Below are 15,536 nucleotides of genomic sequence, written 5' to 3'. Positions count from 1 at the left end.
CGCAGATCGTCCTGCCCTGAACGAGCTGGTGTGCTCAGGGCGAATGGGTTCACCGCTCACGCGCGCATCACCTGCCGAGAGCCCCTCGCGCTGTTCGGTAAGGCGTGTACCTGCCCGTCGCCGGGCCCACGGCCTTCCCGCTGGCTTCCGTACGGCCAGCCGATGTGCATGCTTTTGCCCCACTGCGCCCCGTTGTCTGATGAGGCGGGGTGCAGCTCTCGCGGCGGCAGACCGGCGTCGTCGCCCACAGCGGTCGGAAATCGCCGGACTCTATCCACAGGTCCACCCTCCCAAGATCGATTCACCAGCAGGTTTTCGCCCCGGCGCACCACGCGCTGACCGGCCGACCTGCCGTGCATCAGTGGAGGCTGATCTCACCCATGCGTAAGACCCGTACACGCGTGCTGCGGAGCGTCATGGCGACCGCCGCGCTCGTCGCTGCTTCGGGGGCGCTGGCCGCGCCCGCTCTCGCCGCGACCGACACCCCCGGGCCGAAGGTCTCCGCTACGGCCGCGGACACCGCCTCGCCGAGCCCGGAGACGGCGACCCCCCCGGCCGCCGAGAAGCCGAGCCCTGGACCGACTGGTGAGCCGGGCACGGACCCGACCAAGCCCCCGACGACCGATCCGACGGGGCCGCCGACCACCGACCCGACCGAGCCGGGCACCGACCCGACGACCCCGCCGACGACGGACCCGACGACCCCGCCCACGACCGATCCGACGGACCCGCCGACGACCGACCCCACCGACCCGCCGACCACCGACCCCACCGACCCGCCGACCACCGATCCGACGGACCCGCCGACGACGGACCCGACCGATCCGCCGACCACGGACCCCACGACCCCGCCTACGACGGACCCCACGAAGCCGCCGACCACCGATCCCACGACCCCGCCCACGACGGACCCGACGAAGCCGCCCACCACCGACCCGGGGGCGGACCCGTCTACCGGAAGCGGCGGCTCGCAGTCCGGGGGTTCGGGCTCGGGCGGTTCGGGCTCCGGAGGATCCGAGGGCAAGCCGGACGGGGCGAACCAGTCCGGTGCCAAGGGCGGCTCGGTCGAGCAGATCAGCGCGAGCGACACCGTCACGCCGGCCGGGAGCCTCGCGCACACCGGAGCCGACGGCAACTCGCAGCTCGCTCTCGCCGCCGGCGGACTGCTCGCGGCCGGCCTGGCGACGGTGGGCGCCGTCGGGTACGGCAAGCGCCGCGCCGGCCGCCACTCCGCCGGCCAGGCCTGACAGCCCCACGCACACCGGGACGCCGTGAAGCGCCCCGACCCGGTGGCCCGCGTACCTGCGGGCCACCGGGTCCTACCCGAAGGGACCTCGAACGCCATGGCCGCACTGAAGAAACTCGCCACCGTCGCCCTGTCCGTCTCCCTCCTGACCGGCGGCGCCGCCGTCCTGGCGCCGGCCGCGTCCGCCGCAGGCAGCGACTGCTCCACCTACGACCAGGGCGCCGAAGTCGACGGCAACGGCATCAACTTCCGCAGCGGACCGTCGACTTCGTACGCGAGCAAGGGACTCGTCTACAACAAGGACCAGCTGGCCCTCTACTGCAAGAGCGGGTCCTGGTACAAGGCCAAGCTCACCAAGCGCTCCAAGGGCGGGCTGAAGGCCGGCACCACGGGCTGGATCCGCCAGGACATGATCAAGTTCCACCTCGCCGGATAGCTCCGGCTCGGCTCCGGCCGCCGCCCGTCGGCGGCCGGACCCCCGGCGGCCCCCTCCTGTCTCCGCGCAGGGTTCACCCACCGCGGGATCGCGGCCCCCCACACCACCCCTCGCCCTGCGAAAGGCGCGCCCTGCCATGACTTCCCTGACCCCTGCCGCGACCGCGTTGACGGCCCTGCTCGCCCACCGTCACCGCCCCGCGCTCGGCGCCTTCCTGCCGGCCGGGTTCCCCAACTGGACGGGCGGCCTCGACACCCTGCGCGCGTTCACCCGCAACGGTGCCGACTTCCTGGAAGTCGGCGTCCCGCACCACACGCCGACGCTCGACGGGCCGGACATCAAAGAGGCGTACGCCCAGGCCCTGGGCCAGGGCGCCCGCATGGCCCACGTCTTCTCCACCATCCGCCTCGCCGCATCCACCACCAGCGCACCCGTCGTCGCCATGAGCTACTGGTCCCCGGTCCTGGACTTCGGTGTCGAACGGTTCGCCCAGGACCTGGCCCAGGCCGGCGCCGCAGGCGCGATGATCCCCGACCTCCCCGTCTCCGAGGCGGACGGCTGGCTCGCGGCCGCCCACGCAGCAGGCATCCACACCCCGCAGTTCGCCCCCCGCAGTGCCGACGACACACAGCTGGCCCGCATCGCGGACGCCGCCTCGGGGTGGGTGTACGCCCCCGCTGCGGTCGCGCCCACCGGCTTCCAGGGCGAACTTGACCTGGCCGCCCTGGACGGCTTCACCCGCCGGCTGCGGTCGATCAGCTCCCTGCCCGTGGTCGGAGGCATCGGCATCAGTACCCCCGAGCGAGCCGCGATCGTCGCTCCGTACGTCGACGCCGTAGTGATCGGGTCCCCGCTCATCCGCCCGCTCCTGCAGGCCAGCGGAGCCGCCGGCCTTGACGGGGCGCTCGGCGTGCTCAGGGCCTTCGCGAAGGCTCTGCGCACGCCGACCGCCGCGCGCACCCTCACCGCGTGACCGACACCAGCGGCGCGGCTCTCTCACACCGGGCCGCCGCACGAACCTGACAGAGGGACAGCCGAGTTGAACCACCGCATCCGAGGCGCCGGCCCCGCCGTCGCCACCCTCCTCCTCGCCGTTACCCTGAGCGGCTGCTCCGCCCTCGCCGGAATCGAGGCCGCCGACGACGCCAAGGCGCCGGCCCTGGCCTCCGGGCCGGACGGCAGCGCCCGGGCCGCGCTCATCCGCCTGGCCGTGCGTGCCCCCGCACCGATGGCCGGCTACGACCGCGAAGCCGGGTTCGGCCCGGCCTGGTCGGACGACACCAGCGCTCCCGGATCGGGAAACCACTGCGACACCCGCAACGACGTACTCCGCCGCGACCTGCACGAGCTCACCTTCAAGGGGACCTCGACGTGCGTGGTCGCTACCGGAACGCTCAAGGACCCCTACACCGGGCGGCAACTGCGCTTCGTGCGCGGCCCGCAGAGCGCAAGGGTTCAGATCGATCACGCCGTGGCGCTGGGCGCGAGCTGGCGCGCGGGCGCCCGACAGCTCACCCAGCCCCAGCGTGAAGCCCTCAGCAACGACCCGCTGAACCTGCTGGCCGTGGACGGGCCGTCGAACGCCTCCAAGTCCGACAGGGACGCCGACACCTGGCTGCCGCCGGACCGCGCCTTCCACTGCCGGTACGTGGCCCGCCAGATCGCCGTCAAGACCAAGTACCAGCTGTCGGTCACCGCGCCCGAGAGGAACGCGATGAGTCAGGTGCTCGCCACCTGCCCCGACGAACCGTTGCCCGCCGCCACCACGCAGGGCGTCGCCCTGCCGAACCTCCCGTAGAGAAAGGGGACCGCCGTGCACCCGCAGCAGCGCCGCATCCCGCCCGGCCGGAGCGAGCCGCCCGTCCGCCGCCCCCGTCCCGCGCCCCTGTCGCCCAAGCCCGAGTGGAAGAACCTGTTCGTCGAGCCCGACGAGCGAGCGTCTGCTCCGGTCGGTGAGGACCCCGACGACGAGCCGGGCCCGGGTGAGTTCCCACGCCGCCCCGGCGGCGCCTGACCCGCCCGCGCACCCGCAGAGGGAGCCGCAGCCGCGGTGGCGGCTCCCACCCCGATACACCGACCTCTGGAGTCTCACCGCGCCCAACCCCCATGGGAGCCGCATGTCCAGCCTCTCCGTCCCGCCCCGCAACCCCTCCTCTCCGGCGTGGTCGCCGCCCACCGTTCCCCAGGTGCTCGCCGCCGTGGCGGACGGCCGTCAGCCGCCGCAGTCCGCTGGCCGCGGCTTCCGTGTCCTTCGCGCGCTGCTGAGCCTCGGCGCCCACACCGAGCACCAGCTCGCCGACATCGCCCGCGTCGCCGAACTGCAGCCGTCGCACGCCGCGAAGCTCCTCAAGGCCGCAGCCCTGGAGGACCTCGTCGAACACGGCACCCGCCGCGGCACCTACCGGCTCACCCCTGATCCGGCCCTGCTCACCGCGCCGGTCACCACCGCGTCGACCACGCCCCGCGTCCGCGGCGTCCTGCAGCACCTCCAGGCGGAAACCGGCCTCGCCGTGGCATGGCACGAACCCCGCTGCCGCCCGGGCCTGGGCCTCCACCTCGACCTCGTCGACCTGCTGTGCCCACAACCGGAGCTCCGCGCGGCCGCCGCCCAGCAGACCGACCCCCGCCACACGGCTGCCGGGCGCACAGCCCTGGCCTACCTCCCCGCAGACCTCGCCATCGACGCCGAGGACCGATCCCTGATCCTGCCGGCGGCCACCCGCGAAGCCATCCACTCCAACCGGATCGCGCTGCGCCGCTGTCCGGGCATCTGCACGCTGGCCACCCCCGTACTCCACGGCCGCCACCTCACCGCCGTCCTCAGCATCACCGGCCCCGACCACCTCTTCCAGGACCCCCTGCGCACCCAGGAGTTCGCCGTCCTGCTGCGCCGCGCGGCCACCCCCACCGCGCCCTCCCGCCGCACGGCCTGAACCTTCCACTCCCCGAGCGCCCGAAGGACTGCAGCGATGACCACCTGCCCCACTACCGCGCCCCTCGCGAACGGCACCAGCACCGACCACCCCGTGCCGGGCCTTCCCTTCGTCGCCGACACCGACCTCCGTGGCATCCTGTCGGACCCGCACGCCGTCTCCGCAGGACCGTTGGAACTGTCCGACCAGCACCGCGACGACGTCACGTGGATCGTGCGCGTCCATCCGCAGTTCGGCCGGACGGTGCTCCTCTACGAGAACGGCAGCGGATCCGGGTGGATCGACTGGGAGGACGACCCGCCGCTGCTCACCCGCGCAGGTGGCTACGCATGGGACGGCACCGCCTGGTTCAGGCCCGCTCAGCTCTGGGACGACACCGCCGGCGCCTTCGAACGGCACCGTGTCCCCCAAGCGGTCACCGTCTCCGCCGCCGACCTGCTCCGCGAGACCGGACCGGACGCCGCTCTCGGCCGCGAGTACACCACCGTCTCCCTCTCAGCAGAACGGCCCGACCCGGCGAACTGGGCGCACGACCTGGCCCGCTGGGCAGCCGGGCGCAGCCGGTCACCCCGCAGGCCGGACCTGGGGGACTGCGTCGTGACGCTCACCGCGCCGGAACTGGCCGGCGGCCAACTCGTCGGCACCCCCGGCTTCGCGGCCATCGCCGGCATCAGCTCCTCCACGCTGCGCGCCTACAACTCCCGCGGTCTGTGCCGGGTTCCGCAGCCCCAGGCCGTCGTCGGCGGGCGGCCGTTGTGGTCCCGCCCCGTCGCCCACGACTGGGCCGCACAGCGTCTGCGGCCCGCCCCCGGCGACCACGGCGCCGGCCGGACGCGGCGGGCCGACACCCTGCCGGCCGGAGCGGAGGGACTGCGGGCCCACCTCGACCAGCTCTTTTTCGCCGCCCTGTGGCGCCACCCCGGCCGCCGTAGCCGGTGGGTGCTGCGACACCGTTCCCCCGACGCCGTCCACGAGGTGGCTGCCGACCTCGCTCACCTCGCCGCGATCCGCCTGCACGACACGGTCCCCACCCAGGCCCTGGCCGCGCTGGTCACCGACGCAGCCCGCGCCGACCTCGCCGCCGGCAACGGGCTTTCCGAGCCCGTCGAGCAGCTTCTCGGCTGGCTCACCGCCCACCATCCCGACGTCGGACGGCAGACCGCGGCCGGCATCGCGGAGCAGGCCCGCAGCAGCCCGGGCGGCGCCGGCAGGCACGCCGAGCAGGCACCGTACGCCGCCCTTCCAGGCGACGGGGAGAAGCCCGCGTCCTGCGGAGCGGAACGGGCGTGACCCGGTCGCCAGGCCCGGCGGCCGCGGCTCCCGTGGGCGAACCACGCACCCCGGACATAGTTGAATGCCGGACCTTGTCCGGGGTGCACCGAAACGACGCCCGCGCCTCTGACCTGCACCTACCGTCAGTTTCAGCCCGTCACCCCGGGGTGACGGCACCACCGAAGAGGAGAAGCCCATGCGCCCCTGCCGCAACAGCTCCGACCGACCGCACCGCCAGCGTCCCCACCGTTCGCGCCCCGCGTAAGCGCGAACAACCTCACACCGAAGGCGGCCGCGCCCCTGGGACGGCCGCCTTCGGGCTGTCCCCCCCCACACGACGACCGCAGGCCGGGCCTGCAGGGAGACGCTGCATGGCCACCGCACACGCACCCGCAACCGACGCCGTCCCATCCGTGCGTACCGCCCGCTCAGTCGTATGGATCCTGATCGGGAGCTCCCTGGTCGTGAAGGCCGGTGGATTCTGCTGGGACTTCCTCGGCTACTACGTCGCCACCGGGGTGTCCGGCTCCGGCCACGGCACCACCGCCGCCGGCGCCGCGCTGACCGTCTTCGGCGTCGGCTGGTGCCTCGGTCAGGCCTCCGCCGGCGTACTCACCGACCGCCTGGGACAGCGCACCGCCCTGACGGCCCTGATGATCGTGTCGGCTCTCGCCTGCTTCGCTCTCACCCTGGCCACCTCACTGCCCGCACTCCTTGCCGTCGCCCTGTGCCTGGGGCTGACCATGGAGGCCCACCGGCCCGCGGTATCGGCCGCCATCAACGACACCATCTCCTCGGAGGCCGGGCGCACCCGGGCCCAGGCCTGGCTCTACTGGTCGGCCAACGTCGGCATCGCCGTGTGCGGCGGCGTCGGCGGCTACCTCGCCCACCATCACGGCTACCGGCTCCTGTTCGTCGTCAACGGCATCGTCTGCCTCGGCTTCGCCGTCGTCGCCCGTCGCACTCTGGCACCGCGGGCCAAGAAGGAAGACGAGGAACAGGCGGTCAGCTACCGGCAGATCCTGGCCGACCCCACCCTGCGCTGGATCACCGTGGTCGCCGTCTGCTCGATGATCTGCGCCTGGGGCCTGGTCTCGGTCCTCCCGCTCCTGATGACGAGCGATCATCTCCCGACGACGAGCTACGGCGTCGCCATGGTCGCCAACACGGTCGCGGTCCTGGTCCTGACACCGCCCCTGATGCGGCTGCTGGTCGGGCGCGGCGACACCATCCGGTTCCCGTTCGTCCCCGTCCTCGCGACCGGCTCGGCGATCCTCGGACTCGGCATGACCGTGGCCGCCTTCCAGCACACCGTGATCGGCTACGCCGTCGCGGCCGTTCTCTTGGTCCCGGGGGAGATCTGCTACAGCGTCGCGCTCGGCGCCTACATCTCCAGCGCCGCACCGCCCGGAGCGACCGGCCGCTACCAGGCGATCGTCAGCGGAGCCACCGCACTTGCCTCCCTGCCGCCCCTCGGGATCGCGCTCGCGCTCGATGCCGGCGGGCGCCCGCTGGTCGCCTCGATCCTCGCAGCCAGCGCGGTGACCGCCGTCGCCGCTTGCTACCCCCTCGCCCGGACCATGCGCCCCCATCCCGCCCCGACCACAACCGAGCCCCTGGAGGAACCCGTGACCGCGAACTTCGCCAACGTGCCCTGGCCGGCCCCCGCCCCGACGCCGCCCGCCACCGGAGCCGGGACCCGCGAGACCCCGCAGCCCGCCGACGAGCCGACCCGCCGCACGGAAGCCGTCGCACCGAGCGAGTGATCGGCGCGACGCCGGCACGCACCCCGATGGCCCCGACCACACCCCATGTGGCCGGGGCCATCTTCGTTTCCGGCCCCCTCACCTCAACAACGACCATCCCGGACCCGCCCTCACCACGACAGGACAAGGGGACACGATGACCACCCAGCACCCGATCCTCTGCCCGCAGTGCGCCCTCGACCGGATCGAGCCGCACTTCACCGGGCCGATCCACTCGCCGGCCGCCCTCACCGCCTTCACCTGCACCCGCTGCGGCCACCTCTGGCAGGCCTTCGAAACACCGGAGTTCCCCGCCCCGGACTACCACCAGGCCTACGGCACTGCCCCCGACCTCGCCGAGGAGGAGCTCGTCCTGGGCCTGTGGGCCGAGGGCATCAACACGCGCGCACGAGCCGCCAAGGCGAACAGCGGCCGCGCCGTCGACAGCGGCGGCTACCGGCTGTTCTACCTGCGCCAGGCCGCCTACCTCGATCGAGCGGCCCGGGAGATGGAACTCGCCCTGTACTGCAACCTGGTCACCCCCAAGGAGGCGGAGGCCGCGACATCCGCTGCTGTGGAGAGCGCGGCCCTGCTTCTCCACCTCGATCTCGACCTCGGCCAGGTCCACGTCGAGGGGCCCTTCAGCCCCTCCTGCTCGGAGTGGCAGGCACCCGGCGGATGGCGGGCGTACGTACGACAGGAGTACACGGCCTGGCAGGAGTGGGAAGCGGGCGCCCGCCGGCGCCGGGCGTGAGGGACTGGCCGCCCGCCTCCACCCGGCGTGGGACCATGCCCGCGAACAGCGGCCGGCGTTCCGACCCCGACAGCCACGGTCAGCGCCGTCTCCCCTGCCGCCGGACACGGAGGAGACGAACATGCTCATCTGGATCAACGGGCCCTTCGGCGGCGGCAAGAGCACCAATGCCGCGTTGCTCCACCAGCAGCTCGAGGGCAGCGTCATGATCGACCCGGAAGACGTCGGCTTCCTGCTGCGCAAGAGCCTCGCCGACCACCCCAGCCGACAGAGGGACTTCCAGGACTACCCGATGTGGCGCACCCTGGTCGCCGGCGTCTGTACCGAGATGGACCGCCACACGGCGGGGGGCCCGGTCATCGCGCCGATGACGCTGCTGCGTCGCGAGTACGCCGACGAGATCTTCGGGCTACTCCAGCGGGCGGGCGTCAACATGCACCACCTTCTCCTGCACGCCCACTCCGACACCGTCAGGGCCAGGATCGAGACGAGCATGGAGTTCCCCGACAGCGAGGAGCGCAGCGAGCGGGTCCGCGCGTTCCGGCGCCGCAAACTCGCTGACTACGAGCAGGCGTATGCGGCCTGGCTGAGGAGGAGCGCCGAGGTGATCGACACCAGTGCGCTCAGCCCCGGCCAGGTCGCCGACCAGGCGCTCGCCATCCTGCGCCGCCCGTGAGCAGCGGCGGGGAATCCCGTCTGGTCCGCGATGCCGCCGATGCGGACTCGTTCGGGCCGCAACGGTCTGGACAAGCCGTCCCGCCCGGCCGCACGAATTCTCGTCGCTGGTCGCCGGTGGCGCCGGGAGTCTGCTGCACACGCTGCTGCAGTTCGGGATCCAGGGCGCGGCGCCGTCGCCGCCCCTGACGATCACCGCGGGGATGGCACACTGTCGGGCTCAACTAGCTGACCGTGCACGGGAGATGAACTGATGAACGCCACCCCCGACGTCGTCGCCGCAGTCCAGGAGCGCGCGGGCGGATGCCTGTGCGGGCGGGTCCGCTTCACCGTCAAGGGCGAGGCTGTCTACCCGCACACCTGCAGCTGCCGGCACTGCAAGAAGCTCGGCGGCGGGCCGATGATGTGGTGGGCCGGCTTCGTCCCCGAGGACGTCACCTGGACCAACGGCGTCGAACCGACCTGGTTCACCACGTTCGAGGGCGAGGCCCATCGGGGCTTCTGCCCGAGCTGCGGCAGCCGTCTCGCGGCGATCGACAGCGACGTCCCCGAGCTCGGCATCGTCGTCACGGCCCTGGACGACACCAGCGGAGCCGACCTCGTCCCCGTCAACCAGTCCTTCCGCGGCGACGCCGTGCACTGGCTGGCCCAGGTCCCCGACACCCAGAACAGCCCCGTGTGCTGACCCCGCGAGGCCGCCGTCAGAACAGAGCCTGCTGCCTCTCGCGCGCCTTCGGGGCGTCGGCGTCCAACGCGGCCTCGGGGGCCGGCGCGAGGCCCGCGGCGTCGTCCGGCTCGCGCACCGGGCCCGCTGACGGCTGCGCGGCGGGCGCCGCGGCGTTCTTGGAGCAGGGGCAGCGGCACCACCAGACGCACGGCTCACCACCGGGCCGGACGATGACCTTGGCGACGCAGCGGCCCCGGAGGCCGTGAACCCAGTCGGTGTTGTTGTCGACGTGCGGTCCGCCCCGCTGCCGGTGGACGCACCGGTCGCACCTGCCGGCCAGGCAGTTCCAACAGGTACCCCGCTCGCACATGGCCCAGCGCGCGAATCCGAAAGCGTACTTGCGTTCGATCTCGTGGAAATAGCCGGGCCACGCATGCTCGCGCACCCACGCGCCTTCCTCCTCGGTCATCGCGGAGGGGTTCGGCACCGGATCGGTGATGCCCATGATCAGGGCGCCGTGCAGGTTCAGTAGCGCCATGTCCCACACGCGACGCTTCTCTTCGGCGGTGAGCGTGCGCTGCGGACGGCGGATAACGGAAGGGGAGACGGCGCTCCGGTCCCGCTGCCCAGCGTCAGCCCGCGCGCGGGGTCGGGGGCGAGGGAGGGTCCGTTCGGCCTCCGGTACCCGCGCGTCCGGCAGTTCCGCGGTGGCCGCCGCGGGCGCGGGATCGACGAGGAACCCGTCCGCCGAATCGGGGCCGGGAACGATGGAGGCCGGGCGAGGCGTGGGGACGCCGGGGCACGGGCCTCCATCGTCCTCCCACCGGCCGTCCGCCTCCGTCTGCGCGCGGGCCTCCTGCTCAGCCAGCGTCACCGGCCGCCGGTACGCCCGCAGCGCACTGAGGTCGAGGGGCGGAAGGTGCCGTGCGGCGTCCTTCTTCCCGTCGCTGGACATCCACGACCGGGCGCAGCGGGCGTACCGGGCCTCGTACGCGCTCCGGTCGTCGGCGTACAGACCCTGCGGGTACAGGCGGGCCAGCTCCAGAGCGACCCGTCCCTGCGGGCTGAGGATGAGCAGACGGGCGCCGCTTTCCCGGCGGACGGCGGTGAGGAAGCGGGCGGCGTGCAGAGCCCGTGTCCGCACGCGGCTGAGTCGGCGGCCGCCGTCCAGAACATCCTGCTTCGGGGCCTGGCGGGCCTGGCCGTTGCGCCAGTACAGGCGGCCGGTCGCGGCGGACTCCATCACCCGTACGTGCCCGGCTGTCCACCCGAGTTCCGAGACGTACTGCTCGGCGAAATGGCGGTTCATGAAGGTCTGATTGCGGTTGTCGGCGTCCATGCCGGTGGCGGCCCGGGCCTCATCCTCCTCGCAAGCCTTCTCCCGCCGGGCGGCGCGTTCCTTCTCAGCGCGCTCCTGCTCGGTGAGTGGGCGCTCCAGCTCCGCTCGCAGCGGCGCCGCGGTCGTCTCGGTGCCCGCCGCGGCCTGGGCGCGTACGGCCGCGTCGACCGCTCGCGCGGCGTAGTTCGCAAGGGTGGCCACCGATATTCCGTCGGCCTCCCATTCGCCGGCCCACCGGGCGAACCGCTCGGCCTCCTGCGCCTCGTGGTGGGCCGCGTGCATCGCGACCTCCAGCTGCGAGGCCTCGCGTGCCACCGCGCGGGACACGGCGTGCATCGCGGTGTCGGCCGCAGCGACCGCGAGGCCGGCGGCCCGCGCGGCGGCCTCGACGTACACCTGCGCCGGCAGGGTCCTGCGACCCGCGGTGACGCTGTTCTCGGACATGGGATCCCTCCAACGGTCGAAGTGGTTCACTACGTGCTGCCCGGGTGCGTAGGTGAGGGCGCCCCCAGGCCGGGTGCGGGGCCGGTCAGCTGCCGGAGCGCGCGTAGTTGTGGAAGTCGTCGCTGACTGCGAACGTGAACGGCTTCGTGACGGGCGAGCACACCCAGGTGCTCACTGCTCCGGGCACCTCCTGCTCCCCACTGAGCCAGCGGTGGATGTCCGGCGTGACCTCGAAGAAGTTCCCGGCGTCGTCCTCGGCGAAGAACTCGGAGTTACCGCCGAACCCGAATTCGTCGGCGTAGTCCCAGAGGCAGACCAGGTACGGTCCGCCCGCGTCGCTGATCCGCCCGAAGACAGCCCGCACGTCCTCGGCGGTGTAGCCGTCCTCGAACCGTCCTCGCAGGTCTGCGAGTTCGCGAACGAGGGAGTCCGGGTCCGTCGCGGCCTGCCCGGTGTGGGGGGCATCGGACTGGGAAGCCGCTTCGGCTGTGCCGTCGGCGGTGAGGCGAGGGCGGGTGGTCGTCCGGCAGGTTGCGGTCGTCGTACGGCTGCCGGATCGCGGTGTGCTGGTCATCAGGTATCTCCTTCGTGGTCCGCGGGCCGAGGCGGGAGGCAGGTCCGGACCCTGCGGTCGTGCAGGTGGGGGGAGGCCGACGGGGTCAGTGCGTAGGGCGGAGGACCAGTGCGGGAAGGTGCGCGGGGATCGTTCCGTCCTCGTCGGAGTCGATCGGGCCGCCGAAGGCCTCGCCGGACGAGGCACGGGCCGGGTCCGGCCGGTAGTAACCGGCCTCCACGCGAGGGGAAGCGGGCGATCCGGCGCCCTGGCGGGGGAATTCGGCCGAACGGATCGCGACGATCGCCTCGTCGGGGAGGTCGATATTCGCGAGCGCCGCGCGGAGTTCGCCCAGGCTGAGACCGACCACCAGGGCGGGAAATGCGCAGGTCCAGTCCTGGGCCAGGCGGGCATCGTGGATCGGGGCCCCGTCGACGACGAGCTCGGCCGCCTCTTCGTCCGTCACCGGTGCCAGGTCGCGCAGGCGGCCCTGGCGGGCGCCCAGGGTGTACGTCCCGCCGTCGGTGTACCACAGGCCGGCCTTCATCCCGAGGGTGTCCTCCTCCAGGTGCAGCAGCTCTTCGGCGGCCACGTCGGCGAAGGTGGTGTGACCGCCGACCACGAGCGCCCGGACATCGACAGCCACCGTGTTCTTCTCGTCGTACATCTCGCGGGGTTCTCCTTCGATCGTTGGAAACGGGTCACGGGGAGGGCGGTCTTCAAAGTCGCCTCCGGCGCAGGAAGCGGGGTCGGAAGGTGGTGATCACGACTGGGCCCGGCTGGTTGATGGCGGCCGGTGAGGCGTCTGCCCCGCACGCCAACAATCACTAATTTACCCGCATAGGGACATGATGTCAAGTTTTACGCGTCATGCTCGCCAGGGTGGGCGCTCCGGCCACACCTGGGCGCAGCAGACGCGGCTATCTCGGCGGCGCCCCCTTCGACCTCGACGGCCGCGGACGCCCCCATCGGCTCGACCGGAACCTCCTGGGCGACCTACGTCCCTGCCACGGCGGACGCACGGCTTGGTGGGGGTCTGGGTGCGGGACGCAGGAGGCGGGGAGAGGGTCAGACCGGGCCGCGCGAGCCCGGGGGAGCTGCCGCAACAGCGCGCAGCGCGACGGCGGTACGGGGGCGGACCAGTTGCTGGACCACTTCGGCGGCCCAGGCGGAGAACGCGGCGGGCGGCTGGTACCCGCTCGCCGCCATCAGGGACCACAGCTCAGCGGTGGCCATCAGGACCTTGGGGACAGCGGAAGCCGTGGGCGGCGGGCGGAAGCCGACGGCGGAGCCGACGTCGCGGACGAACCACAGCACCTGGCCGTCCTTCACCCGTACGCGCAGATGGGCGCTTCCGAAGCGCACCGTGGTCGTACGCCGGCGCCCGCGCGCACCCCAGGCGGGTGGCACCGGCCGGGCGGAAGGGGAGGGCTGCGCGGGGAGGTGTGCCGTCACTGGAGGACGGTTCCGGTGCGCAGGTCGACGGTCAGGCGGTCGCCGTGGTCAGGCCGGTCGGTCCCGGCAAGGTCGGCGAGCAGCCCGGAGACGTCGTCGTAGCCGAGGTCGACGCGGCTGACCGTCCCGTCCAGGTGCCGGAGCGCGACCTCGTACTCCTTCCAGAAGATGCCGTTGTCCCAGTCCCAGGTGCCGAAGGTGACGGCCACGACCGGCCAGCGCGAGTCGGTCTCTCCCTCGGCGACGATCTGGCGGGCGCGCCGGCGCAGCACGGTGAGCAGCCGTGCCGTGTACTTCGCGCTCTGGCGCCGGAGGCACATCGACTCGACGGCGAACAGCTGCGCCGCGTCGAGCGTGTCGAGGAGCCGGCCCAGTTCGGCGTCGAAGTCCGAGGTGCCGACGAGCGGGAGCAGGGCGCCCGGCGTGGGGGCCGGTGCGGGGGCGAGGGCGAGGGTCATTCACGAGCCTTCCGGCAGGGGGCATGGGTGCGGGGTGACTTGAGGCGGCGGGGCGGGTCAGCGGGACGTGGTGCGGCCCTTGCGTCGCACCGTCATGCGCTGCTTGACCTGCTGCTGGGTGGGCTGGGTCCACTGGTGCCAGCCAGCGGCGCTGGTCCACCGCTGCATGTGCTCGTGGTGGTCGATGCCGCAGTGCCGGCAGGCGCTCGGGGGCGTCGTGCTGGGCATGGTGGACTCCTTCGGATGCGCCCTTCAGGCGGCGAGTGCCAGATGCGTCAGGTAGGCGGTGGCGGCGTCGTCCCCGAGGTAGTGACGGATCGCGTCGCCCCGGCGCCAGATCAGGGGGCCTTCGGCCTGCTCGCGACGGGCGGCTTCCTCAACGACCTCGGCGAGGCTGAACTTGTCCTTGAAGCGGTGGCCGATCCGGGACTCGAGGTCGAGGTACGTCTGGGGCGTGGGGAGGCCGAGAACCCAGCACAGCCGTACGGCCCGTACGAGGACGTCGAATCCCGCCAGGACGCAGAAGATGCAGCTGAGGCGGGGGATAAGGGTGTCGTAGACGGGGTGGTAGGCGAGCGCGGCGTCCGTGATCTCCTGCCAGATTTCGGTTTCCGAGAGGTGGAACACCGGGTGCCATGTCAGAACGAGACGCCGCCCGTTGCTGGCACGGTGATCGATGGCCAGCTCGTGCTTCTTGCGGCGTGAGGGCGACTCGGCGGCCCGGATCCCCAAGCAGTTGAGGATGACCGCCTGCTCGCTGAGGCCGAGTTCGTCGACGATCTGGGTGAAGAACTTGGCGGCCTCGTCGCGCTTGAGGGTGGAGGTGCACAGCCGGTTCTGGGCGTCGGGCCACAGCCCGCGCCGCTCGACCATCCCGAGGAACCCGATGTCGGCCTTGACGACGACGAAGCGCAGTCCGTAGCGCTCGGCCTGCTGCTGCGCGAGCTCCCGGACGCCGGGCCACTCCGCTTCCTCACCGATGTCGGCGTGCACGACGACAACCTTGTCCAGACAGCCGGCTGCCTTCGCCCACTGCACCACGCGGTGCAGCATGACCACCGAGTCCTTGCCAGCGCTGCTCTGCACGAGGATGGCGTGGGCCGTCTCGACGAGCTCCAGTGGCATGGCGAGGAACTCGCCCAGGATGTCGGCGGCCAGCCGGGCGCGCCCGGCCCTCCTGCGCGGCTCAGCCGATCCGTGCCGGCCGGCACGGCAGGCCACCTGCTCGCCGAGCCGGGCGTCGGCCCGACGGGTTCCCGTGAACGTGCGCTGCCACTTCGCCGCGCCGGCGCTCCTGCGCCTCTCGCACTGCTCGACGGCGTCCTCGGCATCGCGAAGGGCCCGTTCGGTGTCCGTGCGCTCGGCGGCGTCGTCGTCGAGCTGGCGGCGCCGGCGGCGCAGTTCGGCCAGGGCGCGGCGCCGTTCGGCGGTGGCCTTGCGCACGGCGTTGCCGGCAGAGCGGTGCGCGGCGTCGGCGGCTTCGCCGAGCCGGATGAGCTCCAGCAGGTGCAGGCGGGTGGTGATGTCCACGGCAGGTCCTCGAGAGGTGGATGGGGCCG

General features: G+C 72.8%; 18 protein-coding genes. 11 read left to right on the top strand and 7 right to left on the bottom strand.

The genetic code is table 11. The features are described 5' to 3' along the window. Nucleotides 1-380 precede the first annotated feature (380 nt). From OG435_RS46490 to OG435_RS46440, 11 genes are all read left to right on the top strand, one after another. Nucleotides 381-1,247, top strand: coding sequence for a hypothetical protein (locus tag OG435_RS46490; protein WP_266887580.1), 867 nt, complete (start codon nt 381-383; stop codon nt 1,245-1,247). A 96-nt stretch (nt 1,248-1,343) separates the two neighbouring features. Continuing rightward, the gene (locus OG435_RS46485) at nt 1,344-1,682 is read left to right on the top strand and encodes an SH3 domain-containing protein (RefSeq protein ID WP_266887578.1); all 339 of its coding nucleotides are present in this window, start codon (nt 1,344-1,346) and stop codon (nt 1,680-1,682) included. 136 nt (nt 1,683-1,818) lie between these two features. Beyond that, nucleotides 1,819-2,655, top strand: a complete 837-nt coding sequence (gene trpA / locus OG435_RS46480) for a tryptophan synthase subunit alpha (protein ID WP_266887575.1) — start codon at nt 1,819-1,821, stop codon at nt 2,653-2,655. Between the two features lie 66 nt (nt 2,656-2,721). Beyond that, nucleotides 2,722-3,480 carry an HNH endonuclease family protein gene (locus OG435_RS46475; RefSeq protein WP_266887573.1) on the top strand — a complete coding sequence of 253 codons (759 nt, stop codon included), beginning with the start codon at nt 2,722-2,724 and terminating at the stop codon, nt 3,478-3,480. 15 nt (nt 3,481-3,495) lie between these two features. Continuing rightward, a complete protein-coding gene (locus OG435_RS46470; RefSeq protein WP_266887571.1) occupies nt 3,496-3,696 on the top strand; it encodes a hypothetical protein in 201 nt (66 codons plus the stop codon). Between the two features lie 103 nt (nt 3,697-3,799). Next, entirely contained in the window at nt 3,800-4,615 is an 816-nt protein-coding gene (locus OG435_RS46465) for a hypothetical protein (RefSeq protein ID WP_266887569.1), read from the top strand. 36 nt (nt 4,616-4,651) lie between these two features. Then, on the top strand, nt 4,652-5,905 hold the full coding sequence (locus OG435_RS46460) for a hypothetical protein (protein ID WP_266887567.1): 1,254 nt from the start codon (nt 4,652-4,654) through the stop codon (nt 5,903-5,905). A gap of 353 nt (nt 5,906-6,258) precedes the next feature. Continuing rightward, nucleotides 6,259-7,653 carry an MFS transporter gene (locus tag OG435_RS46455; RefSeq protein ID WP_266887565.1) on the top strand — a complete coding sequence of 465 codons (1,395 nt, stop codon included), beginning with the start codon at nt 6,259-6,261 and terminating at the stop codon, nt 7,651-7,653. Between the two features lie 136 nt (nt 7,654-7,789). Then, nucleotides 7,790-8,386, top strand: a complete 597-nt coding sequence (locus tag OG435_RS46450; RefSeq protein WP_266887564.1) for a hypothetical protein — start codon at nt 7,790-7,792, stop codon at nt 8,384-8,386. Between the two features lie 121 nt (nt 8,387-8,507). Further along, the gene (locus OG435_RS46445) at nt 8,508-9,062 is read left to right on the top strand and encodes an AAA family ATPase (protein WP_266887562.1); all 555 of its coding nucleotides are present in this window, start codon (nt 8,508-8,510) and stop codon (nt 9,060-9,062) included. A gap of 252 nt (nt 9,063-9,314) precedes the next feature. Further along, nucleotides 9,315-9,746, top strand: coding sequence for a GFA family protein (locus tag OG435_RS46440; protein ID WP_266887560.1), 432 nt, complete (start codon nt 9,315-9,317; stop codon nt 9,744-9,746). A gap of 16 nt (nt 9,747-9,762) precedes the next feature. Here OG435_RS46440 and OG435_RS46435 read toward each other — a convergent pair whose 3' ends face one another. The 7 genes from OG435_RS46435 to OG435_RS46405 all read right to left on the bottom strand — a co-directional run bounded on the left by OG435_RS46435 (nt 9,763) and on the right by OG435_RS46405 (nt 15,507). Next, nucleotides 9,763-11,511 carry a DUF6248 family natural product biosynthesis protein gene (locus OG435_RS46435; protein ID WP_266887558.1) on the bottom strand — a complete coding sequence of 583 codons (1,749 nt, stop codon included), beginning with the start codon at nt 11,509-11,511 and terminating at the stop codon, nt 9,763-9,765. Between the two features lie 85 nt (nt 11,512-11,596). Beyond that, entirely contained in the window at nt 11,597-12,085 is a 489-nt protein-coding gene (locus tag OG435_RS46430; protein ID WP_266887556.1) for a hypothetical protein, read from the bottom strand. Between the two features lie 85 nt (nt 12,086-12,170). Continuing rightward, complete coding sequence (locus OG435_RS46425) at nt 12,171-12,731, bottom strand: hypothetical protein (protein WP_266887554.1); 561 nt, start codon at nt 12,729-12,731, stop codon at nt 12,171-12,173. Between the two features lie 401 nt (nt 12,732-13,132). Then, the gene (locus tag OG435_RS46420; protein WP_266887552.1) at nt 13,133-13,519 is read right to left on the bottom strand and encodes a hypothetical protein; all 387 of its coding nucleotides are present in this window, start codon (nt 13,517-13,519) and stop codon (nt 13,133-13,135) included. Further along, on the bottom strand, nt 13,516-13,977 hold the full coding sequence (locus tag OG435_RS46415) for a hypothetical protein (RefSeq protein ID WP_266887550.1): 462 nt from the start codon (nt 13,975-13,977) through the stop codon (nt 13,516-13,518). The genes OG435_RS46420 and OG435_RS46415 overlap by 4 nt, the downstream gene beginning before the upstream one ends. A gap of 57 nt (nt 13,978-14,034) precedes the next feature. Then, nucleotides 14,035-14,205 (bottom strand): hypothetical protein, encoded by a 171-nt coding sequence (locus OG435_RS46410; protein WP_266887547.1) that lies wholly within the window; start codon nt 14,203-14,205, stop codon nt 14,035-14,037. Nucleotides 14,206-14,229: 24 nt separating this feature from the next. Further along, nucleotides 14,230-15,507, bottom strand: coding sequence for a phosphoadenosine phosphosulfate reductase family protein (locus tag OG435_RS46405; protein WP_266887545.1), 1,278 nt, complete (start codon nt 15,505-15,507; stop codon nt 14,230-14,232). Nucleotides 15,508-15,536: the final 29 nt, after the last annotated feature.

It is taken from the genome of Streptomyces sp. NBC_01264, assembly GCF_026340675.1.
Classification (GTDB): Bacteria; Actinomycetota; Actinomycetes; order Streptomycetales; family Streptomycetaceae; genus Streptomyces.
The sequence above is the reverse complement of the archived record's forward strand: the minus strand, read 5'-3'. Positions and strand labels throughout refer to the sequence as shown.

Coding starts and splice junctions, on each gene's coding strand:
- OG435_RS46465 (WP_266887569.1), top strand. CDS start 3,800: ATGTCCAGCCTCTCCGTCCCGCCCCGCAACCCCTCCTCTCCGGCGTGG.
- OG435_RS46450 (WP_266887564.1), top strand. CDS start 7,790: ATGACCACCCAGCACCCGATCCTCTGCCCGCAGTGCGCCCTCGACCGG.
- OG435_RS46490 (WP_266887580.1), top strand. CDS start 381: ATGCGTAAGACCCGTACACGCGTGCTGCGGAGCGTCATGGCGACCGCC.
- OG435_RS46410 (WP_266887547.1), bottom strand. CDS start 14,205: ATGCCCAGCACGACGCCCCCGAGCGCCTGCCGGCACTGCGGCATCGAC.
- trpA (WP_266887575.1), top strand. CDS start 1,819: ATGACTTCCCTGACCCCTGCCGCGACCGCGTTGACGGCCCTGCTCGCC.
- OG435_RS46435 (WP_266887558.1), bottom strand. CDS start 11,511: ATGTCCGAGAACAGCGTCACCGCGGGTCGCAGGACCCTGCCGGCGCAG.
- OG435_RS46425 (WP_266887554.1), bottom strand. CDS start 12,731: ATGTACGACGAGAAGAACACGGTGGCTGTCGATGTCCGGGCGCTCGTG.
- OG435_RS46485 (WP_266887578.1), top strand. CDS start 1,344: ATGGCCGCACTGAAGAAACTCGCCACCGTCGCCCTGTCCGTCTCCCTC.
- OG435_RS46445 (WP_266887562.1), top strand. CDS start 8,508: ATGCTCATCTGGATCAACGGGCCCTTCGGCGGCGGCAAGAGCACCAAT.
- OG435_RS46455 (WP_266887565.1), top strand. CDS start 6,259: ATGGCCACCGCACACGCACCCGCAACCGACGCCGTCCCATCCGTGCGT.
- OG435_RS46430 (WP_266887556.1), bottom strand. CDS start 12,085: ATGACCAGCACACCGCGATCCGGCAGCCGTACGACGACCGCAACCTGC.
- OG435_RS46460 (WP_266887567.1), top strand. CDS start 4,652: ATGACCACCTGCCCCACTACCGCGCCCCTCGCGAACGGCACCAGCACC.
- OG435_RS46415 (WP_266887550.1), bottom strand. CDS start 13,977: ATGACCCTCGCCCTCGCCCCCGCACCGGCCCCCACGCCGGGCGCCCTG.
- OG435_RS46440 (WP_266887560.1), top strand. CDS start 9,315: ATGAACGCCACCCCCGACGTCGTCGCCGCAGTCCAGGAGCGCGCGGGC.